At 68.3% G+C, this 22,378-nt stretch carries 19 protein-coding genes; 12 read left to right on the top strand and 7 right to left on the bottom strand.

Going from position 1 to position 22,378, the window contains the following annotated elements; genetic code table 11:
- The first annotated feature begins 32 nt into the window (after positions 1–32).
- The 7 genes from AB0B72_RS11725 to AB0B72_RS11695 all read left to right on the top strand — a co-directional run bounded on the left by AB0B72_RS11725 (position 33) and on the right by AB0B72_RS11695 (position 9,458).
- Entirely contained in the window at positions 33–698 is a 666-nt protein-coding gene (locus tag AB0B72_RS11725) for a transposase (RefSeq protein ID WP_367738563.1), read from the top strand.
- Between the two features lie 178 nt (positions 699–876).
- A complete protein-coding gene (locus AB0B72_RS11720) occupies positions 877–1,395 on the top strand; it encodes a peptidase inhibitor family I36 protein (protein WP_367738562.1) in 519 nt (172 codons plus the stop codon).
- 71 nt (positions 1,396–1,466) lie between these two features.
- Entirely contained in the window at positions 1,467–1,895 is a 429-nt protein-coding gene (locus AB0B72_RS11715; RefSeq protein WP_367738613.1) for a peptidase inhibitor family I36 protein, read from the top strand.
- Positions 1,896–1,920: 25 nt separating this feature from the next.
- Positions 1,921–2,352 (top strand): hypothetical protein, encoded by a 432-nt coding sequence (locus AB0B72_RS11710; RefSeq protein WP_367738561.1) that lies wholly within the window; start codon positions 1,921–1,923, stop codon positions 2,350–2,352.
- Between the two features lie 64 nt (positions 2,353–2,416).
- The gene (locus AB0B72_RS11705) at positions 2,417–3,340 is read left to right on the top strand and encodes a hypothetical protein (RefSeq protein WP_367738560.1); all 924 of its coding nucleotides are present in this window, start codon (positions 2,417–2,419) and stop codon (positions 3,338–3,340) included.
- A gap of 57 nt (positions 3,341–3,397) precedes the next feature.
- Positions 3,398–6,508 (top strand): hypothetical protein, encoded by a 3,111-nt coding sequence (locus AB0B72_RS11700; protein ID WP_367738559.1) that lies wholly within the window; start codon positions 3,398–3,400, stop codon positions 6,506–6,508.
- Positions 6,509–6,602: 94 nt separating this feature from the next.
- On the top strand, positions 6,603–9,458 hold the full coding sequence (locus AB0B72_RS11695; RefSeq protein WP_367738558.1) for a hypothetical protein: 2,856 nt from the start codon (positions 6,603–6,605) through the stop codon (positions 9,456–9,458).
- Positions 9,459–9,905: 447 nt separating this feature from the next.
- On the opposite strand, the gene AB0B72_RS11690 is transcribed toward AB0B72_RS11695, so the two are convergent.
- On the bottom strand, positions 9,906–10,538 hold the full coding sequence (locus tag AB0B72_RS11690; protein WP_367738557.1) for an NAD(P)-dependent oxidoreductase: 633 nt from the start codon (positions 10,536–10,538) through the stop codon (positions 9,906–9,908).
- Positions 10,539–10,929: 391 nt separating this feature from the next.
- Between AB0B72_RS11690 and AB0B72_RS11685 the strand changes: the two genes are divergently transcribed.
- The gene (locus tag AB0B72_RS11685) at positions 10,930–11,421 is read left to right on the top strand and encodes a nitroreductase family deazaflavin-dependent oxidoreductase (protein WP_367738556.1); all 492 of its coding nucleotides are present in this window, start codon (positions 10,930–10,932) and stop codon (positions 11,419–11,421) included.
- Between the two features lie 8 nt (positions 11,422–11,429).
- Here the strand turns inward: AB0B72_RS11685 and AB0B72_RS11680 are convergent, their stop codons facing one another.
- Entirely contained in the window at positions 11,430–12,083 is a 654-nt protein-coding gene (locus tag AB0B72_RS11680) for a TetR/AcrR family transcriptional regulator (RefSeq protein WP_367738555.1), read from the bottom strand.
- 266 nt (positions 12,084–12,349) lie between these two features.
- Here AB0B72_RS11680 and AB0B72_RS11675 point away from each other — a divergent pair, with 266 nt between their 5' ends.
- Positions 12,350–13,063 carry a hypothetical protein gene (locus tag AB0B72_RS11675; RefSeq protein WP_367738554.1) on the top strand — a complete coding sequence of 238 codons (714 nt, stop codon included), beginning with the start codon at positions 12,350–12,352 and terminating at the stop codon, positions 13,061–13,063.
- 34 nt (positions 13,064–13,097) lie between these two features.
- On the opposite strand, the gene AB0B72_RS11670 is transcribed toward AB0B72_RS11675, so the two are convergent.
- On the bottom strand, positions 13,098–13,628 hold the full coding sequence (locus AB0B72_RS11670; RefSeq protein WP_367738553.1) for a TetR/AcrR family transcriptional regulator: 531 nt from the start codon (positions 13,626–13,628) through the stop codon (positions 13,098–13,100).
- 76 nt (positions 13,629–13,704) lie between these two features.
- Between AB0B72_RS11670 and AB0B72_RS11665 the strand changes: the two genes are divergently transcribed.
- Positions 13,705–14,502 (top strand): NAD(P)H-binding protein, encoded by a 798-nt coding sequence (locus AB0B72_RS11665; RefSeq protein WP_367738552.1) that lies wholly within the window; start codon positions 13,705–13,707, stop codon positions 14,500–14,502.
- Between the two features lie 37 nt (positions 14,503–14,539).
- Here AB0B72_RS11665 and AB0B72_RS11660 read toward each other — a convergent pair whose 3' ends face one another.
- Both AB0B72_RS11660 and AB0B72_RS11655 read right to left on the bottom strand, forming a co-directional pair.
- Positions 14,540–15,559 carry an MBL fold metallo-hydrolase gene (locus tag AB0B72_RS11660; protein ID WP_367738551.1) on the bottom strand — a complete coding sequence of 340 codons (1,020 nt, stop codon included), beginning with the start codon at positions 15,557–15,559 and terminating at the stop codon, positions 14,540–14,542.
- A gap of 73 nt (positions 15,560–15,632) precedes the next feature.
- A complete protein-coding gene (locus AB0B72_RS11655) occupies positions 15,633–16,055 on the bottom strand; it encodes a hypothetical protein (protein WP_367738550.1) in 423 nt (140 codons plus the stop codon).
- Between the two features lie 350 nt (positions 16,056–16,405).
- Between AB0B72_RS11655 and AB0B72_RS11650 the strand changes: the two genes are divergently transcribed.
- Positions 16,406–20,107 carry a S8 family serine peptidase gene (locus AB0B72_RS11650; RefSeq protein WP_367738549.1) on the top strand — a complete coding sequence of 1,234 codons (3,702 nt, stop codon included), beginning with the start codon at positions 16,406–16,408 and terminating at the stop codon, positions 20,105–20,107.
- A 215-nt stretch (positions 20,108–20,322) separates the two neighbouring features.
- On the top strand, positions 20,323–20,922 hold the full coding sequence (locus AB0B72_RS11645; RefSeq protein ID WP_367738548.1) for an HAD family hydrolase: 600 nt from the start codon (positions 20,323–20,325) through the stop codon (positions 20,920–20,922).
- Here the strand turns inward: AB0B72_RS11645 and AB0B72_RS11640 are convergent.
- Both AB0B72_RS11640 and mshB read right to left on the bottom strand, forming a co-directional pair.
- Positions 20,919–21,401 carry a DUF6113 family protein gene (locus tag AB0B72_RS11640; RefSeq protein WP_367738547.1) on the bottom strand — a complete coding sequence of 161 codons (483 nt, stop codon included), beginning with the start codon at positions 21,399–21,401 and terminating at the stop codon, positions 20,919–20,921. The genes AB0B72_RS11645 and AB0B72_RS11640 overlap by 4 nt on opposite strands.
- Before the next feature lie 10 nt (positions 21,402–21,411).
- The gene (gene mshB / locus AB0B72_RS11635; protein WP_367738546.1) at positions 21,412–22,320 is read right to left on the bottom strand and encodes an N-acetyl-1-D-myo-inositol-2-amino-2-deoxy-alpha-D-glucopyranoside deacetylase; all 909 of its coding nucleotides are present in this window, start codon (positions 22,318–22,320) and stop codon (positions 21,412–21,414) included.
- Positions 22,321–22,378: the final 58 nt, after the last annotated feature.

The following is a 22,378-nucleotide window of genomic DNA, read 5'->3' as shown; positions in this document are numbered from 1 at the left end:
CCGCGCCCGGTGCTCGGAAACGGGCACGCCGGGTGCGGGAAGCGGTCTGGGGAAACGGGCCGGTCGACAAGACCGAAACCGCGCCCCGGATCGACTTCACCCTGCACCTGGTGCCCGGGATGACAACCTTCGCCGCCGAGCACGCCGACTGGCTCACCATCGTCCAGCTCCCCACCTACGCCCCCGACCTCAACCCCACCGAAGGCATCTGGTCCCTAATCAAACGCGGCGCCCTGGCCAAACTCGCCGCCGCCGACCTGCCCCAGTTCGTCCGGACCATCAAGCGCGCCCTGAAAAAGATCCAGTACCGGCCCCACCTCATCGACGGATGCCTCCCACCGACCGGCCTGACCACGAGAACGGGAGGCGACATCACGAATCAAAGATCAGTAGCTGCGTCGCAGGGCGGAGAAGGCGGCCGAAGCGGGGAGCCTACGGCCGACGACAACGCGTCGAGGCGCCATCCGGGACGCGCGCGGCAGGGCTTGATTCGTCAGCCACGACCTGAGTCGTTGTCTAGACGAGGAGGGGCCTCGGCGTCCACATCGGTGTTACGGATTTCCGAATCACCCATCTCGGGTACCCGTCACATGCGGCGGGCACGGCCGTCGCCCTGCGGCGGAGCCACGGCACAGACATCCCCGCAAGGGCGCGGCCAGCCGAAACGCGATCGATTTCCAGATCGCGACGGCAAATAAAAGCGGACAAGAGCCGCCTAGATATTCTCTATATTTTAATCAGCAGACCGTCGTCTCTTGTCAATTCAGCGAACACTCAGCCATGATCATAGCGTGTGCTTGCAAGCGCTGGGGGCCGCGAGGTCTTCCGTGACATATCCCTGCCGATCCCGAAGGCGTGTGCGGCAGAGGTCAGGAGTTGATTCGCAGCGAGGCTCGCGATTACTGTCGACTATTCACGCCGGAGAGAGGCGACATCAGCCAGATGAATCTGAAGGCTTTACGCAGGGGAGTGTCCACGCTACTCCTGGCGGCCGCGGGGGCCGTGTCCGTCGCCACACCGGCCAGTGCCGGACACGATGGCTCCTGCCGTATCGACTACGAGGACGGGGATATCTGCCTGTACGAGCACATCCAATATGGGGGCGGGATGCTCGACTTCACAAGGACGGACCGCAACTACACGTCGGCGGCGGACGTGTTCTACGACATGAAACTACCCACGTTCGATAACGTCAACGATCAGGTCAGTTCAATCAAAAATAGGGAGCTGACCTGCGAATGGTGGATTTACCCGGACGCTGAGTTCGGCGGGGCCGGGTTCATCTATCGCTACGGGCAGGACCTGGCCTACCTCTACGAGAACAATGACGTAATAAGCTCCCACTACAAGTGGACCGGATCACAGGAATGCACGAACGGTTCGACCGGCCTGTGAGACCGAGGCCCAGCGAAGGAGAAATGTTGGCCAGCAACGCTCGAAGCCGACGATATGGTCGAGCCATCTTGGTGCTGACGTTCGCCGCCGCGACAGTGCTGGGCGCATCCTCCCCAGTCATGGCCGGACATGACGGGTCCTGTGATACAGCGGCAGAGGACGGCAACCTCTGCGTGTATCGCGATATCCACTATCAGGGCGGGATGCTCGACTTCACCAGGACGGACCACAACTACACATCGTCGGCGGACGTCTTCTGGGATTACTACGCAGAGACCTCCCAGAACATCAACGATCAGGTCAGCTCTATCTACAACGCGGAGCTTAGATGCCAATGGTATCTGTACCGTGACGCCGAGTTCGGCGGCGGGGTGGGCTACATCGGACCTGGCATGAGTTTGGATGATCTCCGTTACCTCAACTCCGGGAATGCGAATGACGTGCTCAGTTCGCACTACAAGTGGACCGGCACCAAGGAGTGTGTGAACGGCTCCACCTGAACCGACCGAACAGAGAGGAAAATCCATGGAGCTGTCATCGCGTTCCGCCGTCCGGGCACTGGCGGCAATCTCCGTCGCCGGTGTGCTGTCACTGATTCTCAGCGCGCCGGCGCAGGCAGGGCCGATAGGCGCCGACGGCTATTGCGGTGAGCGGGAGTTGTGCCTGTTCCGGCTGCTGGGCGGCGGCGAACAAGTGGACTACACCTACGATGACTTAGATTTCACTAACGACAACTATTGGTACTATACCGGCCTCGGTTACGCCCAGTCGTACCTGATCGTCAACAATACGGTCAGCAGAGGGAACAATCAGGACGACAGGTGCACCGCCACGCTGTACCAGCTCGTCGGCGGCGGCGGATCGACGATCACGATGCCTCCGTACCTGAGCATCTCGAACATGGGCGATGTCGGGTTCGACAACAAGGCGAGCGCTGTCAAATGGAGATGTCCCTGACGTCCTGTCATATGCCATACCGGAATTCGACGAATATTCGTGTGCAGGAAAGAAGGGTAGTCAGGTGAGCAACTCCGCGTACCGCAGGGCCAAGGTCGTCATCGGGGTGGGAGTGATGTCGCTGGCGGCAGCGTGCGGCAGCGTGCACGCAGGGGCGGGCACCCAGTCGGGCACGGCCGACACCAAGGCGGTCCCCCGGCTCGACACGATCCAGACCTTCGTCTTCCCGCTCGACCAGTACCAGGTGACCAGAGCCCAGCAGGCTCAGCTCACCAACGCGATGCGTGCATCGATAGGCGCCTGCATGCAGCGGTTCGGCTTCGCCAACCGGCTCAAGGAGAAGGTGCCGGTAGGCGTCGACCCGTTCCCCCGCGACAGGCGCTACCTGTTCATCGATCCCGCGCTGACCGCCAAGTACGGGTACGCGGGCGCCCCGCAGAGCGACGACACCGACAAGCCGGACGACGCCGCCAAGAAGAGCGCGTCGATGTCCGTCGACGAGCAGTCGCTGCTGACCGGCCAGGGCCAGCAGGCCATCCGGGGGATGCCGGTGCCCTCCGAGGGCTGCACCGGCGAGGGGCGGCGGGCCGTGTCCGCCAACACGTCAGACAACGACGAGCAGCTCGTGATGAAGATCGACTCCAATGCGTACGACCTGTCGATGAAGGCCCCGGAGGTCGGCGAGGCGAACAAGGCGTGGAGCGCCTGCATGCAGCGGGCCGGCTACTCCTACACCAACCCCGAGCAGGCGTGGGAGGACCCTCGCTGGGGTCCACGGCGCGACGGCGGTGCTCTGACCGAGGAGGAGATCGCCACGTCCACGGCGGACATGAAGTGCAAGGTCGAAGTCAACTACCTGGGTGTCCGCGCCCAGGCGGAGGCCGACGCGCAACGGCAGCTCATCGCCCAGAATCTCCCGGCGCTCCAGAGATTCCAGAAGAACCTGCAGGTCAAGTTGGGGAACGCGCGCAAGCTCGTAGGCGAGTAGCAGCCCTCGCCGCGCTTCCCCCGCCCAAGTGTCGCGTTCACGCGGAAGGGACATACCATGCGGGGACGTCTTCAGCGTCGGCTGGTCGCGCCGGTGGTGATCGTCTTGTCGGTGCTGACGGGCATCCCCCTGGCGGAGGCCGGCACTGGTCCAGCCGGGCGGACCTTCTCCGCGAGCGGCGCCGCCGCGATCCCGGTCCTCAGCGAGGCACCCCCCGCGGTGGACGCGGCCACGCGGGATCGTGTCCTGGCCGGCGGATGGCGGGAATCGAACGATCTCGCCCTGGCGACGGCGGGGGATGCTTCGGGGTTTCATGTGCTCGTCGCGGACGCCAGGAGCGGTTATGAGTGGCGGATGCTGGCGACGCTCAGTGAGCCGGGTATGGACACCGATCAGTGGATCGGCAACGCCTGCTTGACGGGGTCGGGGGACCGGGTGATGGCGGTGTACGCTCCCCGTCACTTCACCAATCGGGCCGAGTTGTTCGCCCGTGGGGCGTTCGCCGCGATCGTGGACGTGGGCAGCGGCGCGGTGACCAAGCTCGACGACCAGGTCACGCTGGCGTACTTCAACCCTGGCTGCGGCGCGGACGGCACGGTGGCGCTCACGCAGGGGGCGGACGAGACCCGCCGCACCACGCGTCTGCTGCGGGTCCGGACCGGCACTGGGAAGACCTCCGCTACGGTCGTTGCCGGGCAGATCTCCTCGGCGGTGCCGTACAAGGACGGAGTCGTCGCCGGTAGGGGCGGCGCGCTCGTGGCGGTGTCCGGCTCGGGGAAGACGACGACCCTCGCTGAGACCGGGTCGGTCCCCTTCGACCTGCATGTCGACGCCGAGGGCGGGGTCGCCTTCGCCGAACAGGCCGCAGCGGGGCGAGTGACCATCCGCTACCACCGTGACGGCGACACGCGGACGCTCGCGCAAGGAAGACTGGGAGAGCTGTCGGTCCGGGCCGGGACCGCCGGACGAGTCTTCCTGGTCGGCAAGGCGGAGAAGGTCAGCGGGCTTCCCGCGGGAATGCGCGTTCTCGACGGGGACTCCGAGGGCCAGGTCTCCTCCCACGGTGAGCTCCTCGTGAAGAGCGCGGCACGGCATGGGCTGAGGGAAGGGCGTGCCGCCGATCCCCATGACACCGGAATCGACGGCGTCGGTGGGAACAGCACCGAAGCCGAGCCGGTCGAGGTCGCGGCCGAGGTGCCCGCGACGAAGGCGAGCCTGACCTTTGCGGTTCCGCTGGCGACCATCTCTTCCCCGCGGAGCCGTACGGGGGATGTCGCCAACCCCCGTCTGTCCGCGGGGAGGGCGAAGGCCGCGGCCCAGGCGAAGTCGAAGATGGCGCCCTCCTCGGCGGCGACGCTCGCTGACGATCCGGTTGATGACGGCTACACCTGCTCGGTGCCCCGCAACGATCCGAAACTGCAGGTCTACCAGCCCCACTGGCGTCAGGTGGAGTGGGCCGTCGATCAGCTGGTGCAAAAGCGCCTGACGTTGACGAGGCCGGCGAACTGGAAGGGGTCCGGATTGCCGGCGTGGAACCCGCAGACGATGTTCCCTGCGGAGAGCCTTCAGGGGCCCACGACCGGGGGGCGTGTGCCGGCCAACATCATGCTGGGCATCTTGGCGCAGGAGTCGAACCTCTGGCAGGCCCAGCGCAGGGCGTTCGAAGGCGAGACCGGCAATCCGCTGGTGGGCAACTACTACGGCGTCGACATCTACGACGACGATCCGTCCAACGACTGGGCGATCGACTTCTCCAAGGCCGACTGCGGGTACGGCATCTCCCAGCAGACCGACGGGATGCGCAAGGCTGGTTCCGAACGGCCCGGCGAATTCGTGTGGGCGCTGAACGTGCAGAAGGCCGTGGCGCTGGACTACCTCACCAACATCGCGGCCGGCCTGCGCACGCTGACGCAGAAGTGGAACCAGATCTGGACCGACACCAGCGGGGCCATGAAGGCCAACACCGGCGACCCGGCGAAGCTGGAGAACTGGTACTTCGCGCTGTGGGCCTACAACTCCGGCTGGCATCCGAAGAACGCCGCCAACGGCAACGACGAGAACGGCGCGCCGAACAACGGCGCGTGGGGCCTGGGCTGGACCAACAACCCATCTAACTCATACTGGCGGCCCGGCCGCCATCCGTTCCTCGACGGCAACACCTACCAGGACGCCGCCACCCCTCAGTACTGGCCCTATCAGGAGAAGGTCTTGGGCTGGGCCGCCTGGCCCATCACCAAGAGCTACTACGACAGCGCCGGAACCGTGCAGGAGCAGGCTGGGTACAACGCCGCTTGGTGGAACACCGCCACAGACCGCTCTCAGGTCGTCCCCGCGTTCCAATCGGGCCCGGCCAACTTCGGCGTCGACGTCAACGCCTTCTGCGTCCCCGGCACGGCGGGTAACGAGTGTCAGCCGGGGGCTGTCTCCTCAGGGGTCCCCACCCCTGGCATCTGCACCCGTGCCGACTTCAAATGCTGGTGGCATCTACCGAAGGCGTGGAAAACCAACTGCGCCACCGCCTGCGGCAACGAGGGCACCATCCGCTACTCCGACGCGACCTGGGCCGGCACTGAGCGCGAGGAGCCGACCGACTACTGGACGCCATGCAAAACTCCCGGCCTGCCCACCGGCGCGCTGATCGTCGACGACGTCCCCAGCACCGTGCCGGCCATCCGCGGCGGGTGCGACAACAGCGGCTGGACGAACTCCGGCACCTTCTCCCTGCAGTTCGCCCACGACGCCGCCGGCAAGACCCCCGCCAAGGCCGACTTCCAGCAACTCGGCAACGGCTTCGGCGGTCACCAGTGGTTCGGCTACGCCCGCGACCCGGCCCACAACGGCGCGGCCATGAGGATCATCGGCACCTGGACACTGAACCAGCAGATGAACGGGGCCGTACAGGTGTTCGTCCACCTGCCCGACCACTACGGCTACACCAGACAGGCACGCTACGACGTCCTCACCGCCAGAGGCATCAGATCCAGAGTGATCTCCCAACGCCCCACCAAGACGAACCCGGCTCAGAAGCTCAATCGCTGGGTTTCACTCGGTGTCTTCACCTTCTCCGGCACACCGAAGGTCTCGCTCAGCACCCTCAACGGCGACGGCGTGGGCGACGAAAGCGTCGTCTTCGACGCCGTCGCCTTCGCCCCCGCCACCTGCCCCTGAGCCCCCGTCCGATATCTCTCCTTAGGCGGAGCATTTGTCTTCCACACACAGACGCCGTCTTCGCGCACGGACGGCTGTATTGATGGTGGTCAGCATGCTGGCGGCCCTCGTGCAGGCGTCTGGCGTCGCGACGGCCGCCCCGTCCCCCACTCCGGCCCCGGCCTCGGCGTCCCCGTCACCGCAGCCGCCGGTAAAGCCGTACCACCGGGTCGATCGCGGGGAGAGTGAGCTCCACCGGAAGCTGAAGGGAAAAAGGCCCGACTTCGGGCCGGAAGACCCCATCTCACATGCCTGGGCCGAACGGAAGGTCTCAGCGGACGACTACCTGCGGCTCAGCCTGCAGCGCATCGCCCAGCCCGACAAGCTTCCGGCGGAGTACCGCCCGAAGGACAGCCTGCCCTCATCGGCAGGGCTGGCGCTCGGTTACGCCCTGTCGCAACGGAGGGGCGATTCCAAGAACAAGGACTCATCGATCGACACGCAGCTATCCGTCACCGAGACCAAGTCCGCCGCCGCCGCGTCCACGAGCTGGCCCGACTGCGACGCAATGGACTGGGAATATCTCACTCACCAGTTCGACTGCAAGAAAACGTATATCCAGATGTCGAAGGAATTCAACATCTACTACAGCGTCACGGGAGTCCACAATTTCACAGGCGTGCCGGCGGTCGACGGCAACGCCAACGGCGTCCCCGACGCCATCGACGAATTCATCGGCCACCTGTCGACGGCCTGGACCACCTACAAGGCGTGGGGCTACGACGTACTCGGCAGCTATGTCAGCGTTTATTTCGGGTTCAATGAGAACAACAATCCCGGAGTGACGCTGCCCTTCGGCGATCACATAATCGATAAGCTGGAGGGTTCGGTGATCCTTCTTCCCTCCGACCCGGGAGCCGACAGGTATCGATACCTGGCCTACCACGAGTTCTTCCATGTGATGCAGTACACCTTCATACCGAAGCTCAACCTGATCGCCGACCTGCCCGCCGTCACCTGGTGGATGGAGGCGACCGCCGAGTGGGCCACACATCGCATGTACAACCAAATAGACCCATACGCGACGGGCTGGGACTTATACAGCACCAATATTTCCCTGTTTCTCAGCGAGCCGTACAAGGCCATCAACTCGAGCACCTGGCCCTGGGGGCCGAAGAAGCGGCAGTACGGCGCCTTCATCTTCGCGCAGTACCTGTCGGAGCAGACCGACGTGAATTTCGTTCTGCACTCCTGGGAAGAGATGAACATCACCCGGCTTCCCCTAGAGGTCATTCAGGAGGTGGTGGAAGGCTACGGCCTCACCATGCAGAACATGCTGATCGGTTTCTGGATGGCGACCTACCGGCTGAACGGAGACGCTCCCGATCTGAGCAGGTATCTGGGCACAGCCACGGGGTATCGCGACCCTCACGCGCCCACCCTATGGGCGTCCGGGTTACCGGGCCTGCGGCCCACGAGAGCCGTCGAGCGGACTCTATTGTCGGGAGGATCGGCCAATGGAGAAACGGCCATAGCCCCGGGGGGTGCCGCCTATCTGGAGTTCACCGGGTCATCCACCACATCCAGCTTGCTCACCCTGCACCTCACGCAGCAAGGCACGGAGATGAGTCCAGACGCTGACATGCGTTATCTGCTGGTGAGCTGGCCGGCCGGCGCCGGCGGTCCCTTCGATACGCCATCCCGCTGGAGCCGGTCCACGGGCGACGGAGACATCAGCGTGACGCTGAACCCGGGTGAGATCGCAACGCTGATAGCAGTACGCACCGATCTCATGGAGCATTCCGGCGACGCCGACGCTGCGCTGGTCGGGATCAACTGGAGCGCGTCCATGGCGGACAGCGGGCCACGGCTCACCAGCGCTCTCAACACGATGTGGGCCAATCGATCGTCCTCCGCCGGCTGCGCCGACTGGAGCGGCGGTGACGCCGTCCAGTCGACCCCGTTGCCGAACGGAGCCCGAGCATGGTTCTTCTCCGACACCTTCCTCGGAGATCCGGCCAAACGCTCACCGGGCAGCGCGGTCAGCTACATTCGCAACTCCATTGTCGTCCAGCAGGGTTCCGGCCTCCGTACTGTCACGGGCGGGCGCACCTGTCAGGAGACGAACACCGCCACGGACGCCTGGGATCGGTACGCGAAGACCCCCGCGGGCGAGGGCGGGCAGTACTGGACCGGAGACGCCAAGATGCTCAGCGCCCCCGCCGGGACTCCGGACCTGGTCAAGTTCTACTACGAGGGCGTCGGCGACGAGAACACCCGTGGCGCTTACGCCCGGTTCTCGCAGACCGAGCTGCTGAACTCCGACACGGTGAGCCTCGTACCGACGAAGCTCCAGGACTGCTCCGTCAGGCCGCCTTATCCCATCATCTGGGGAGCATCTCTACTGGACCGAGCGGGGATGACCTACATCTATGGATGGGAGGCGGATGCCGCGAGCGCGGAGAAATCACTCTACTTGGCACGTACGGCGAGCACGGCGGATCCCGCCGACCAGAGCCGTTGGCAGTACTTCGCCGGCACCGCCGCCGACGGGTCGGCGCAGTGGTCCGCGTCCTGCAGCGCCTCCAAGCCTCTGCAGCCGAAGTCTGAGGTCGACTTCAGCGTCATCTATCTCAACGAGCGGTTCTGGCTCGTGCATCACACGCCCGCCTCGCAGGCGCCCGGGAAGATCGTCGCGCAGCCCGCCACCTCGGCATGGGGCTTCGGCTCGGACCAGGTGGACATTTACACTCCTCCAGAGACAAAGACCATTCCCAAATACTCGTCCGTGTACGGAGCACGCGTGCATACGAACGTTCTTCCGACCGACGGCAGGGTTGTCATTTCCTACACCGTGAGCACGAGCGCGACAGATTTGACCTGCTGGCCCAGAGGGCTCGCCTTCCCCGACGACTACCGGCCGCGCTTCTTCGACGTCCCCACGTCGGCGTTCTTCAGCCAGATAACATGATCAGTAAAGATGAGACGGTAATGAGCCGCAGGAAAAGTCGGCTGCGGGCCGGGGCGATGCTCGTGATGACTCTCGCTCTGGTGGCGTGCCAACCCTCCGCAAGTGAGTTCTTCATCATCTCCAATGAGACGGACGAGAATGTCGTCGTCCGCTGGAACGACGGGAACCAGTACGCCAGCCTTCCTCCAGGGAAGTCAAAGGAGGCGGGGTACAGTCCAGCCAACTGCCGTCACCCTCCCTTGCCCGTCGAGAAACTCACGGCCACGACGGAGAGCGGGAAGCGCTACATCTGGGATCGGCCCCTCTGCCCAGGCAAGACATGGCACATACGCGAGACACCGAAAGCCTCACCGTCGTGAGCCATGTCTTACAGCAGCTTGCGGCGCAGTACGAATCGGGAGAAGCGGATCATCGGCGGGTCCCGCTCGGTTCCCCTGATTGGCGAAGTCAGTATCCAAGTGAGATGGCGGCGTTGATCGGTTCGCGCTGGAGCAGGCACCGCAGGATGCAGTCGGCCAGGTCGGCGCGCGAGACGCGGAGTGCGCCGCGCACGTTGCGATCGACGGCGGTGCGGTAGACGCCGGTGTGGGGTCCGTCGGTCAGCATCGGGGGACGCACGATCGTCCACTCCAGACCACTGGCGCGCACGACGTCCTCCATCCGGCGCTTGTCGGCGATGGTGTGCTTGAGCAGGTTGCCCAGGAGGGGCTTCATGATCAGGCGGGTCAGTGGCCCGTCGCCCTCGGTGGTGAGAGTGCCGGCGCTGACCACGACGAGCCGCCGGACGCGTGCCGTGCGCATGGCCTGAACGATGCCGGCCGTGCCGTCGGCACAGACGGTGGTCGGCACCCGCCCGTCGCGTGAGCCCAGCGCCGACACCACCGCGTCACACCCCTCGACGGCCGGGCGGAGCGTGGCGGGATCCGTCACGTCGGCCCGCAGCACGGTCAGGTGGGGATGCGACTCGGTGAGCCGGGCCGGGTCCCGGACCACCGCGGTGACCTCGTCCCCCGCCTCGCAGATCTGCCGGATCAACTGCCGGCCGGTGCCTCCGGTCGCACCGAAAAGCGCGATCTTCATCGTTTCTCCTCTGTCATGAACCGGGATCGAGGCGGGGGTCCTGGGGTCTGGCACCGCTACACCGACGCCGCCTGCCGCAGCAGGGGAACGGCACCAGCGCGCGCAGGCCCAGCCCGTGCACTGAGTCACGATGCCGGACCCAGGCGGTCGTGGTCGTCGGACAGGGGACGCGTTCGCCTCTACCACTCGCGAGGCCTGGATCGGCGACGGCTACGTGCGGGGATGTAGCCGTGGCTACATCTCCCACCCGATGTGCGGCTCAGCGTGAACGTCTACCGTGCGTTCATGGGGCGACAAGGGCGCCGAACGCCGTCCGGTCCCCTCCCCGACGCTTTCCCGCGATGGCGGGCCCCAGGCCGTCCGGCCGACATCTTCCCGGGAAGGATTCACCGTGAGCGCACGCAGCACGATCTCGCCCAGGCACCGGGTGCGCAACCGCGTTTTCGCCTTCTTGCACCGCGTCGGCGTGCCGGTCGGCCCGACGTACCTCCTGACGGTCCCCGGGCGGAAGAGCGGCCTTCCGCGTACCACTCCGGTGGCTCCGGTGGTCGTCGACGGTGTTCGCTATGTCCTCCAGGCGTATCCGAACTCCGATTGGGCCAAGAACGCCCGGGCCGCGCGGCATGGTGTGCTCACACGCGGACGCCGGAGCCAGGCCGTGGACCTCGTGGAGATCCCCGAGGCTCAGCGCGCTTCCATCCTGCGGGAGTTCCCCCGCCAGAACCCCCGCGGCGTGCGTGCCTTCGTCCGGAACGGTCTGGTCGAATCCCCGTCTCCTGAGAGCTTCGCCGCGGCCGCCCCGCGTTGCACGCTGTTCCGCGCCACTCCCCGCACGACGAGCGCCGGCTCGTCGGATCCCAAGGACGTCAGAGCCGGCGAGTAGGTCCCCTATTACGGAGTCGCCGTGGGTACGGCGGCACCGGGTGCGGTGAGGGCCGCGAGCAGCGTCGCCCCGATGACTTCCGGGGCGTCCTTGGCGTCCAGCCTGCCCGCGGCGCTGTCTTCCGCCGCGGCGTGCATCAGGCTGAACACGGTCGTGACGAGCCACCTGTTCGGCAGGTCGTCGCGGAAGACGCCGGCACTTTGCCCCGCTTCGATGATTGTCTCGACGCGCCGCAGGATCCGATCGTGGACGGCACGGATCCGTTCCGCGGGCAACTCGCGCTGAGCGGCCAGGAGCACGGACTGGAACTCGTGGACGATCTGCCACGAGGCGCCCACGAGCCGGGTCAACGCCCAGCGTGGATCACCGGTGGTGTCTGTCGCGTCGAGCGTGGCGTCGGCCTCCTCCACCGTCTGCGTCAACACCGCGTCCACGAGGTCCGCCCGGGTTCCGAAGTGCCCGTAGAGGGTGACGCGGCCGACGCCCGCCGCCTTGGCGATGTCCGCGACGCTGGCGTCCGCATCGCGGGTCAGGCATGACCGGGCCGCGTCGAGGATGGACCTGATGTTGCGCCGGGCGTCGGCCCGGCGTTCGCCGTGCGCCCCTGCCGGGCTGGGCGCGGACTTCGGCTTGCCGCCGGAGCCGGGGGATGTGGCGACCATTCCACTCCTCCTTCGTGCGCGCTCACGTCGTCGCAGCAATTCGAACAGTGTAGTTCACGTTGACCTCGCCACACCCCGCAGCGCGCCGCGACCTCCGCAGCAGAACGACACACCCCGAACACCTGTGTACGAGTTAGTGCTAGCCTTGTAACTCGAACATATCTGTTCAGGTTAAGGCGCAGGCCGTCCGCACTCAGAAGAGAGCCCTGTAGGCAGGCGAATCCGCGGCACGTCGATCTGAACGCAACGCACGGAGGAGAACAACGATGAGTGCCCACCGCCCGGCGCGCGACGACGCCGGCACCATGCCCCCTCCCCACCCCCTTCGCCACGCCGGCACCGAGGACGACACCCGGTACGTACGGATGGCGGTGAAGCTCACCGCGATGATCGGGGGTCCGTTCTTCCTGCTCACCGTCATCCTGCACCCGGCTCGCGACGGCCACGACATCGCGGCGGGGGCCCAGTGGTACGCCTTCACCCATTCCATGGAGGCCATCAGCCTGCTGGTCCAGGCGACCTGCCTGGCCGGCGTCCTGGCTCTGGTCATGAACAGGTTCGGCTCGCGCGGGCTCACCACGCTGTACACCGCCCTGGTCGGGACCATGCTCTGGTTCGGCCTGATCGTCTTCGACGGCGGCCACAACCCGGTGACGGCCAAGTACGCGCCCGACCTCGTGCACACCTCCAAGGACATCGACATCGAGGGCGGCATCATCGTGCTGGCCGCGAACATCGTCTTCCCTCTGGGATATGTGCTGCTCGCCCTGCTGCTCAACCGGTACGGACAACGGTGGACCGGCCTGCTCCTGGGATTCGGCGGCGTCGTGTACGCGATCGGCGGAACCGTGTCCCTTTTCGGCTTCGGACCGCACTCGATGATCACATCCGTCATCGAGATCATCGGCGCCGCTCCGTACGCGCTGGGCTACGTGCTCCTCGGCCGCACCTTCGGACAGGCCCGGCGACTCTCCACCTGACGCCCCCGAAATGGGGGCCGCACGCCGGGCCCGATCAGCCGCTGGGGCGGTAAGGCCGACGCCGGTCCAGGCCGTCGAGCATGAAGGGGAGGAAGCGCTCCGGGATGACGCCCGGGTGGCAGGCGAACACGTTGAGCAGCTCCATGAGGTCGCCGGTGCCGGCATCTGAACGCATCGCGCCGTCCGCCTGCGCCTGCCGTACCAGCACGTCGAGTCGCTCCACCAGCGCCTGCCTCGCCTGGGGCGCGGAGGTGCCGGCCAGCGCGGCCGCAATGGCGCCGCGGCTCTTCCCCACACTGTGGACGACGAAGGCGCGAACGGCCGACCACGCGTCGGGCTCGGCCGCCACGGCGTCGTCCAGGGCGTCCATGAGCTCGTGAACGTACTGCTCCGCCAGGGCGGCGAGCAGCACGCCGCGGTCGGGGAACCGGCGGTAGAGCGTGCCGACGCCGACGCCGGCCCGGCGGGCGATCAGCTCCATCGGCGCATCCGTGCCGCGCTCGGCCACCGTGTCGCGCGCCGCCTGGAGGATCTTGTCCCGATTGCGGCGGGCATCGGCGCGCATTGAATCTCCTCGAACTGGACGACAGCCTTCCGGTTAGTATAGAACCGGAGACTGACATTCCGGTTAGGAGGTTGCGATGATTGTGGTGACGGGTGCGACAGGCACGATCGGGCGTGCGCTCATCGACGCGCTGGGCGGTGCCGCGCGAGCCGTGGTGCGGCGCGCGGAACAGGGGGAGGAGCTGGGATGCGACTACGTGGTCGGCGACCTGGAGCGGCCGGAGAGCATCCCGCTCGAACCGGGTGACAGGCTCTTCCTCAACAGCGCGCTGTGGCCGGGTTTCGTCCGAGCGCACCAGGCGGTCATCGATCGTGCGGCGGCCCAGGGGGTGGCGCAGGTGGTGACCGTCTCCGTGCGCGGCGTCACGTCGAGCAGCCTGCTCGGGTTCGGCATGCACGGGCAGGTCGACGAGCACCTCAAAGCCTCGGGAGTGCCGTGGTCGATCCTGGCGCCCGTCGGCTTCATGCAGAATCTCGCGGGCGACGTCGACGAGGAGGGGCGGATCTTCGGCTCGTACGGCAGGGGCAGGGTCGGCTACATCGACGCACGTGACATCGCGGCGGTCGCGGCCGCGCTGCTCACGCGTCCCGTCGGGGCCGACGCCACCTACGAGCTCACCGGGCCGGTGGCTCCCACCTATGACGAGATCGCCGCCGAGCTCACCCGAGCGCTCGGCCGGGTCGTGCGTTATGTGGACCTGTCGGTCGAGGAAGCCACCGCGCACCTGGAAAAGCGTGGAATGCCCACCCCTGCGGCCCGCGACCTGGCCACCCTCATGTCACAGATCGGGGATGGGCGCTGGGCGAGCACGACCACGACCGTGGCGGACATCCTGGGTCGCCGGCCGCGCTCGCTGCGGGAGTTCCTCGGGTAGCCCCGCGCAATGGCGCCTCACCGTCGTGAACCATGTCCTACGGCAGCGTACGGCTCTCCCCTACGGCGAGGTCCCACAGGTCGGCGGGGTCGAGGCCGTGGGCGGCCCAGGCGTCCCGGGTCTCCACGACGGGGCCGAGCAGCGGCTCGCCGGACAGGACGAACGTGCCCCAGTGCATGGTGGCCATCCGCCTCGCCCCGACGTCGAGGCAGCCCTGGACGGCCTGGGCCGGGTCCACGTGAGACGCCTTCATGAACCACCGGGGCTCGTAGGCGCCCACCGGCATGAGGGCGAGGTCGATCCCCGGGTAGCGCTCCCCGATCTGGGCGAACCGCTCGCCGTACGCCGTGTCGCCGGCGAAGTACACCCGGTGCTCCGGTGAGGTGAGGACCCAGCCGCCCCACAGCGTGCGGCAGGTGTCCCACAGCGCCCGGCGGCTCCAGTGGTGGGCGGGGACGAAGTCGAACGACACGTCGCCGAGACGCGCGGACTCCCACCAGTCCAGCTCGGTGACGTCGCGGAAGCCACGCCGGGTGAACCACGGCCCGAGCTTGGCGGGCACGAACATCGCCGTGTCCTTCGGCAGCCGGCGGATCGTGGGAGCGTCGAGGTGGTCGTAGTGGTTGTGGCTGATGACGACGGCGTCGATCTCCGGCAGGTCGGACCAGGCCACGCCGGGAGGGGTGAGCCGCTGCCGCACCCCCGGGATCTTGCGCGACCAGACGGGATCGGTCAGCACGGTCAGCCCGCCGGTCTGCACCACGTACGTCGCGTGCCCGACCCACGTCACCGCCGTCTCGGTGGCGGCGGCGCGGGGCAGCCCCGAGCGGCGTACGGGGATCTGGTCGGCGTCGCCCACATCGGCGCGGAACTCCCCGTGCCACATGACGCTGAGGACCTCACGGAAATCCGGAAGGGGCACGGTCAGACGGTCGGCGAAGCTCGACGGCCACTGGCGGCGGCCGGGAGCGGCCGGAGGAGCACCGGGAACGGTGGGGACTGCGGGGACGGGGATGTGCGGGGTCTCGGGGCTCTCCGGCTGGATCGTCTGCGACATGGGGGCCCTCCCTTCCGCTCTCCATGATCCCCACAGGACCGGAAATATGCCTCCTACGACCGGCTGATTGGCCTCATCCTTGAGACCTGGTCCACCAGGGGGTGACGCGGGGATAACCGCCGTCGTCGAGGCCCGCCATCCGCTCGAAGAGGTTCCACGACGCGGGGTGGCCGCAGATGAGCAGCGACAGACCGGAGGCCAGCACGTAGAGGGCGAGCATCGGCAGGCCCACGCAGGCGGCGTACTGGGTGGCGTGCCGCGACTCGTGGTCGAGCAGGCTGCCGGTCAGATAGCCGTCCTGGTGCTTGGTGAGGATCACGTTGCCCACGGTGAACGCCCCCGCGACGGGGAACGGGATCCGGTAGCCGTGCGCGTAGACGAGGCCGCGCTCGCCCCTGCGCGTGGTGGCGCGGCCCAGCCGCGCGATGAACAGCCCGAGGGGCGTGGACAGGTTGACGTAATTGATCACCTGCCGGACCCGGTGCGCACGCCGCATGTCCCCAGCATCGGCCGACTCCCTCGCGGGGTAAAGCACGAACCGCCCTTGGCGGGAGCGAGGCGCGGCGCATGCCCAGCTCACGGCAGTTGACTGGCCTTTCGCGACACAACCGACTAGCGATGTCGATATGCGCCTTTTATTGGGCCGGAACCTGTCCGTAACCCAGGCGGCGCGGGGACGGCCGCAGATCCACAGGCTCGGGCTATGCGGTCCACGACTCTGACAAGCACCCTTCCAAAGCCGATTTTTGTCCCGTAAGATTGCCGCGTTTCGGTCTTTGCCGATAATATCCCTATTTAGGGTATTTGTCTGCTTTTTCCTTTTGCTCCATATCAAAGGACACCCCCTTGCCCTACCTCCCCCGCCGCTCGAGGCTGATAGCCCTCGGCGCGGCTCTGGCGGCGCTCGCGGTCACCCCGCCGGCCTTCGCCGGCGCCTCGGACACCCCACCCGGTACGCCCGCGCCGCCGAACGCGACCGCCGGCGTCCCTCGCACGGTCACCCTGATCACCGGGGACAAGGTCACCGTGAGCACCGCCCCCGACGGCACCGAGACCAGATCGGTCCAGAGCCCGGATGGCGGCTCAGCCGGATTCCACGTCACCAAGCAGGGCGCGGACACCTACCTCTACCCCGACGCCTCCCTGCCGTACGTCGGCGCCGGGCTGCTCGACAAGGAGCTGTTCAATGTCACCCGGCTCCTCGCCGACGGATACGACGACGCGCACACGGGCCATCTCCCACTGATCGTCACCTACACCGACGCCGCCGCCCGCTCACGCACCCAGGCGGTGCCCTCCGGCGCGGCCAAGGTCCTGAACCTCAGCAGCATCCAGGGCGCCGCGCTGGCCGAGGACCGGGGCCACGCGGCCGACTTCTGGTCCTCGCTCACCGGAGGCGCCGCCGCCCGCCGTACCACCGGGAAGCCCGCCCTGACCGGAGGGATCGCGAAGGTCTGGCTGGACGGCAAGGTCAAGGTGGACCTCGCCGACACGACGGCGCAGATCGGCGCCCCGCAGGTGTGGGCGGGAGGCGACACCGGCGAAGGTGTGGACGTCGCAGTCCTGGACACCGGTATCGACGCCGAGCACCCGGACCTGGCCGGCAAGGTCGCCGACTCGGCCAGCTTCGTCCCGGACGAGGTCATCGTGGACCGCAACGGCCACGGCACTCACGTCGCCTCGACCATCGCCGGCAGCGGCGCCGCGTCCGGCGGCAAGGAGAAGGGCGTCGCCCCCGGGGCCAGGCTGCTCGTCGGCAAGGTCCTCAACAGCGACGGGAGCGGCCAGGACTCCTGGGTGCTCGCCGGCATGGAGTGGGCGGCCCGCGACAAGCACGCCAGGATCATCAGCATGAGCCTCGGCGCCGGCCCGACCGACGGCACCGACCCGCTCAGCCAGGCCGTGAACACGCTGAGCGCGGAGACCGGCGCGCTGTTCACCATCGCCGCGGGCAACGCCGGCCCGCACAGCGTCGGCACGCCCGGCGCCGCCGACGCCGCGCTGACCGTCGGGGCGGTGGACGGCTCCGACCAGCTCGCCGACTTCTCCAGCACCGGCCCGCGCTGGGGAGACCTCGGCCTCAAGCCCGAGCTCACCGCCCCGGGTGTCGACGTGCTCGCGGCGCGGTCGCAGTACGCCATGGAGGGCGAGGGGTACTACCAGACACTGAGCGGCACCTCGATGGCCACCCCGCACGTGGCGGGCGCCGCCGCGCTGCTGGCCGCGGCGCACCCCGCCTGGACCGGCGCCCAGCTCAAGGACGCCCTGGTCAGCTCCACCAAGCCGGCCCCGCAGAACACGGTCTCCGAGGTCGGGACGGGGCGCCTGGACGTCGCGGCCGCGATGAAGAGCACCGTGTTCGCCACGGCCAGCGCCTACTCGGGCTACCACGCCTGGCCCCACGAGGCCGGCGAGAAGGACGCCAAGGAGGTGACGTACACCAACATGGGGGACACGCCCGTCACCCTCGACCTGGCGGTCGACATCCCGAACGCCCCGAAGGGCCTGTTCTCGCTGTCCGCCCCGAACGTCACCGTGCCGGCGCACGGAACGGCGGCGGTCACGCTCACCGCGGACCTGGACCTCGCGCCGCTCGACGGCTACTACGCCGGCACGATCGACGCCTCCGGCGCCGACGGCGCCATCGTCGCCCGCACCCTGGCCGGGATCATGAAGGAAGGTGAGCGCTACAACCTGTCGATCACGGCCAAGGACCGCGCGGGCAAGCCGCTGGGCGGGCAGCTGGTCCTGATCGGCAAGAAGATCTTCGCGCCGTTCCAGCTCGACGAGTCGGGCATCGGATCGGTACGGATGCCCAAGGGCACGTACACGGCGTGGCTCGAAGCGGACGTGCAGGGCAGCCATGGTCCCGGCTCCCTGGGCTACGCGATGCTGAGCGTGCCCGACATCGACCTGAGCCGGGATCGCGCGGTCACGCTGGACGCGTCCGCCGCTCGCCAGGTCACGGCGGTCACGCCGAAGAAGACCACGTCCTCGGCGCTCCGCATGGAGATCTACCGCGGCTTCGGGCCGGACGACTACTCGTGGAGCGCGCGCCTGCCCGGGCCGGAGTACGACAGCATGTGGACGCTGCCCACCGGCAAGAAGGTCACCGAGGGCGAGTTCATCTTCGGGGCGCGGTGGCGTGACGAGGAGCCCGCTCTGACGGTGGCCTCCGCGACACGCGAATTCGACGACCTGCTGGTGCGGCGGGGCGCGACGCCGCTGCCCGAGGGACGGACGACGCTCGACGCGGTCTTCGCCGGCGACGGCGCGGCCGCCGCCCTCGCGACGGCGCGGCCTCGCGGCCAGGCCGTGGTGGTGCGCCGCGACGACGCCGTCCCGGTGGAGCAGCAGGCGGCCGCCGCGGCGGCGGCCGGCGCGCGACTCCTGATCGTCGTCAACGACGGCGTCGGACGGCTGCAGCCGTGGGACGACTCCATCTGGTACTCCACCGAGCCCCCGCCTCTCACGGTCGCGACGATCACGCACCAGGAGGGTGAGGAGCTGATCTCCCAGATCCAGCGCGGCAGGGTCCCGCTGACCCTGGAGTCGAGCCCCACCACCGACTACCTCTACGACCTCGTCCACCACTACGACGGCGCGATCCCCTCGGACCTGACCTACCGGCCGGACAAGCTGGCCCGCGTCGACGTCTCGTTCCGCAACCACCGGCAGGGCAAGGCGGGCGAGTACCGCCTGGACGCCTGGCAGGGATACGCGCTCGGCAACCTCCTCCTCCAGCCCGCCCAGGGCGACCGCACCGACTGGGTCTCCGCCGACCAGGACACCCAGTGGCTGGAGCAGGCGATGATCCCCGGCGAGGTGAGCCAGTTGTCCCCGCCGGAGCGCTACAAGGCGGGCTCGACCACCGCGCTGGACTGGTTCGGCCCGATCCACCGCCCGCGCCTCGGCGCGAACTCCGCCATCCGGCAGGACGACATGATCGCCGCCTTCGTGCCGGGCTGGAGCGACTCCGGCTCCGACCACGTGGGCACCACCTTCGGCAACTGGCAGGTGAAGAACGCGGTGTCGCTCTACCAGGGCGACACGCTCCTCGGCCACAGCGACATCGACCAGTTCTCCGTGGCGGGGCTCAGCCCGAGCCGCCTGCCCTACCGGCTGGTCTCGGAGAACTCCCGGGGCGACTGGGCCAACCCCTACTCCACCGGCACCCGCACCGAGTGGGGCTTCACCTCGGCCGCCGGCGACCCCGGCGCCGTCGCGGCCCTGCCGCTGATCCAGCTCGACTACGACGTCGACACCGACGCCGCCGGGCTGGCGCGAAGGAACGCCGACGTCACCATCACCCCGTCCCACCTGCCGGGTGGGCCCAGCTCCGCGTCCATCAAGGCCGTGACGCTCGACGTCTCCTACGACGACGGGGCGACCTGGCAGAAGGCGTCCGTCGCCCACCGCGACGGGCGCTGGACGGTCAAGCTGCACGCTCCCGTCAATGCCGGGTTCGTCAGCCTGCGCACCACCGCGCGGGACGACGCCGGCGACAGCGTCACCCAGAGCATCACCCGGGCCTTCGGCCTGCGGTGACAGGAAGGGGCACCGCCGGTCGGACGGCCGGCGGTGCCCCTTCTGGCACGTCGGCTCCTGTGGGCGGACGAGCCGGCTGACCGCGGCGGCGAGGCCACGCGGTGCGCTCCCGACCTGGCGGGGACGACGCGGCGGCCGTGCCGTGGCGCGTGTCGGTAGGATACGTCTCACCTGGCGTGATACCTCGCGAAGCGCACGAAAGGCGGCACCGTCGCGTGCTCTCCCCACTTGCCCCGCACGACGACGCCGACGGCCTGCTGTTCGACTGGGACGGCACACTGGTGGACAGCCAGAGCGCCAACTACCAGGCGATGGCGGCAGCGCTGGCCCCGCTGGGCGTGACGCTGGAGGAACCCTGGTTCAACACCCGGACCGGGCTGTCATCAGCGGAGATGATCGACCTGCTGATCGACGAAGCCGGCCTGGACCTGCCCATCCCGGTGAGCGAGATCGTCGCCAGGCGCGACGAACACTTCCTGCGGCAGGCCCACCACATCCGGACGCACCCCGCCGTGCTGGAGATCGTCGAGACCTACCACGGCCGCCTGCCCATGGCCGTCGCCTCCGGCGGATCCCGTGCCGTCATCAGCCAGACCATGCGGCACCTGCCCTATGCCTCCCGCTTCGCCGCCGTGGTCACCCGCGAGGACGTCGAGCGCGGCAAACCGGCGCCCGACATCTTCCTCCTGGCCGCGCACCGACTCGGGATCGCTCCCGACCGGTGCACCGTCTACGAGGACAGCGACGAAGGCATCGCCGCCGCCCAGGCCGCAGGCATGACCGTCATCGACGTCCGCTCCCACACGGGCCGCTAGTACCTGCCGTACGACTTGAGCAGCCAGGAGCCGGTGGACCGGGTCGCCCCGACGGCGGCCACCACGGCGACGGCCCCGCCGTACAGGTAGATGTAGCCCGAGGTGTCGCCGGCGATCGCGAGGTCACCGGCGGGCTGCGGGGCGGCCAGCAGGAACGACACGACGAGCCAGCCGAGAGCCGGCACCAGCGCGGCCAGCTTCCCGCCCATCAGCCTCCCCATGGCGTACGGCACGGCGAACAGCGCCACCAGCCAGGCGACGGACGCGAGCGGGGCCGGCCCGACGTACCAGGAGTGCTGGAAGCCCCCGACGACGCCGAGCACCAGGCCGAGCAGGAAAAGGACGCCGTAGGCCGCTCCGGTGACGACCCCGGCGACCACGCCGATCATCTCCCCGGGGGCCGTCGCGTCCTCGCCGTACGGCGGCGGGCCGTTCAGGGGGCCGTTGAGGGGGCCGGCCCCGGGCGTCTCCTCGGTCATGCGGCCGAGGTTAGCCGATGCCCGCGAACAGGTCGGTCTCCCGGTCGTACGGCTCACCCAGCCCGCCCGCCTCGTACGGCGCGCCGATGGCGGGCGGGCCCGGCACCCCGGCCCGCAGGATGTAGTGCTCGACGCCGAGCGCCTGCTGGCCGACGTTGTTGGACAGCGCGAACCAGGGCGCGTCGACGGCGATCTGGGTGGCGTGCGCCCGCATCGCGTCGAGCTTGGCCTCGATGTACGGCCGGGCGTCGATCTCCGTGGTGACGTCCCCGTCGGCACAGCCGAACGGCATGTCGTCCACGGACTCGGCGGTCCAGAAGCCGATGTCGGCCTCCCGCATCGCCTCGGCCGCCCGCCGCATGACCGACCTCGGCATCGCGGTGAGGTAGAACTTGGCGATCCGCCACGGCGCGTCGCCAGGGTGCGCCGGATCTGCGGCCAGCTCGAAGGCCCGCCAGGCGACCCGGTGGGCCTGGATGTGGTCGGGATGGCCGTAGAAGCCGTTCTCGTCGTAGGTGACCAGCACCTGCGGCCGCACCTCGCGGATCACCTTGACCAGCTCGCCCGCGGCCTCGTCGAGGTCGGCCCGCCAGAAGCACCCGGGGCGGTCGTTCGACGCGACGCCCATCATGCCGGAGTCGCGCCACCGGCCGGCCCCGCCGAGGAACCGCTGGTCGGTCACGCCGAGGGCCTTGCACGCCGCGGCCAGCTCGCCGGCGCGATACCGGCCCAGGGTGTCCTCCCGGTCCGCCGCGTGGTGGGCCAGCTCTGACGGGATGATCTCGCCTTCCTCGCCCAGAGTGCAGGTCACCAGCGTCACGTGGGCGCCCTCGGCCACGTACTTGGCCATGGTCGCCCCGGTGCCGATCGACTCGTCGTCCGGGTGGGCGTGCACGAGCAGCAAACGCCGGTCTGTCATGGTTCCGAGCCTAGGTCATCCACAGGTGCCGCACCGTCCCTGCCGGGACGCCCGGCCT

Origin of the sequence: Microbispora sp. NPDC049125 (assembly GCF_040802045.1) — a bacterium.
In the GTDB taxonomy this organism is placed as follows: Bacteria; Actinomycetota; Actinomycetes; order Streptosporangiales; family Streptosporangiaceae; genus Microbispora.
The sequence above is the reverse complement of the archived record's forward strand: the minus strand, read 5'-3'. Positions and strand labels throughout refer to the sequence as shown.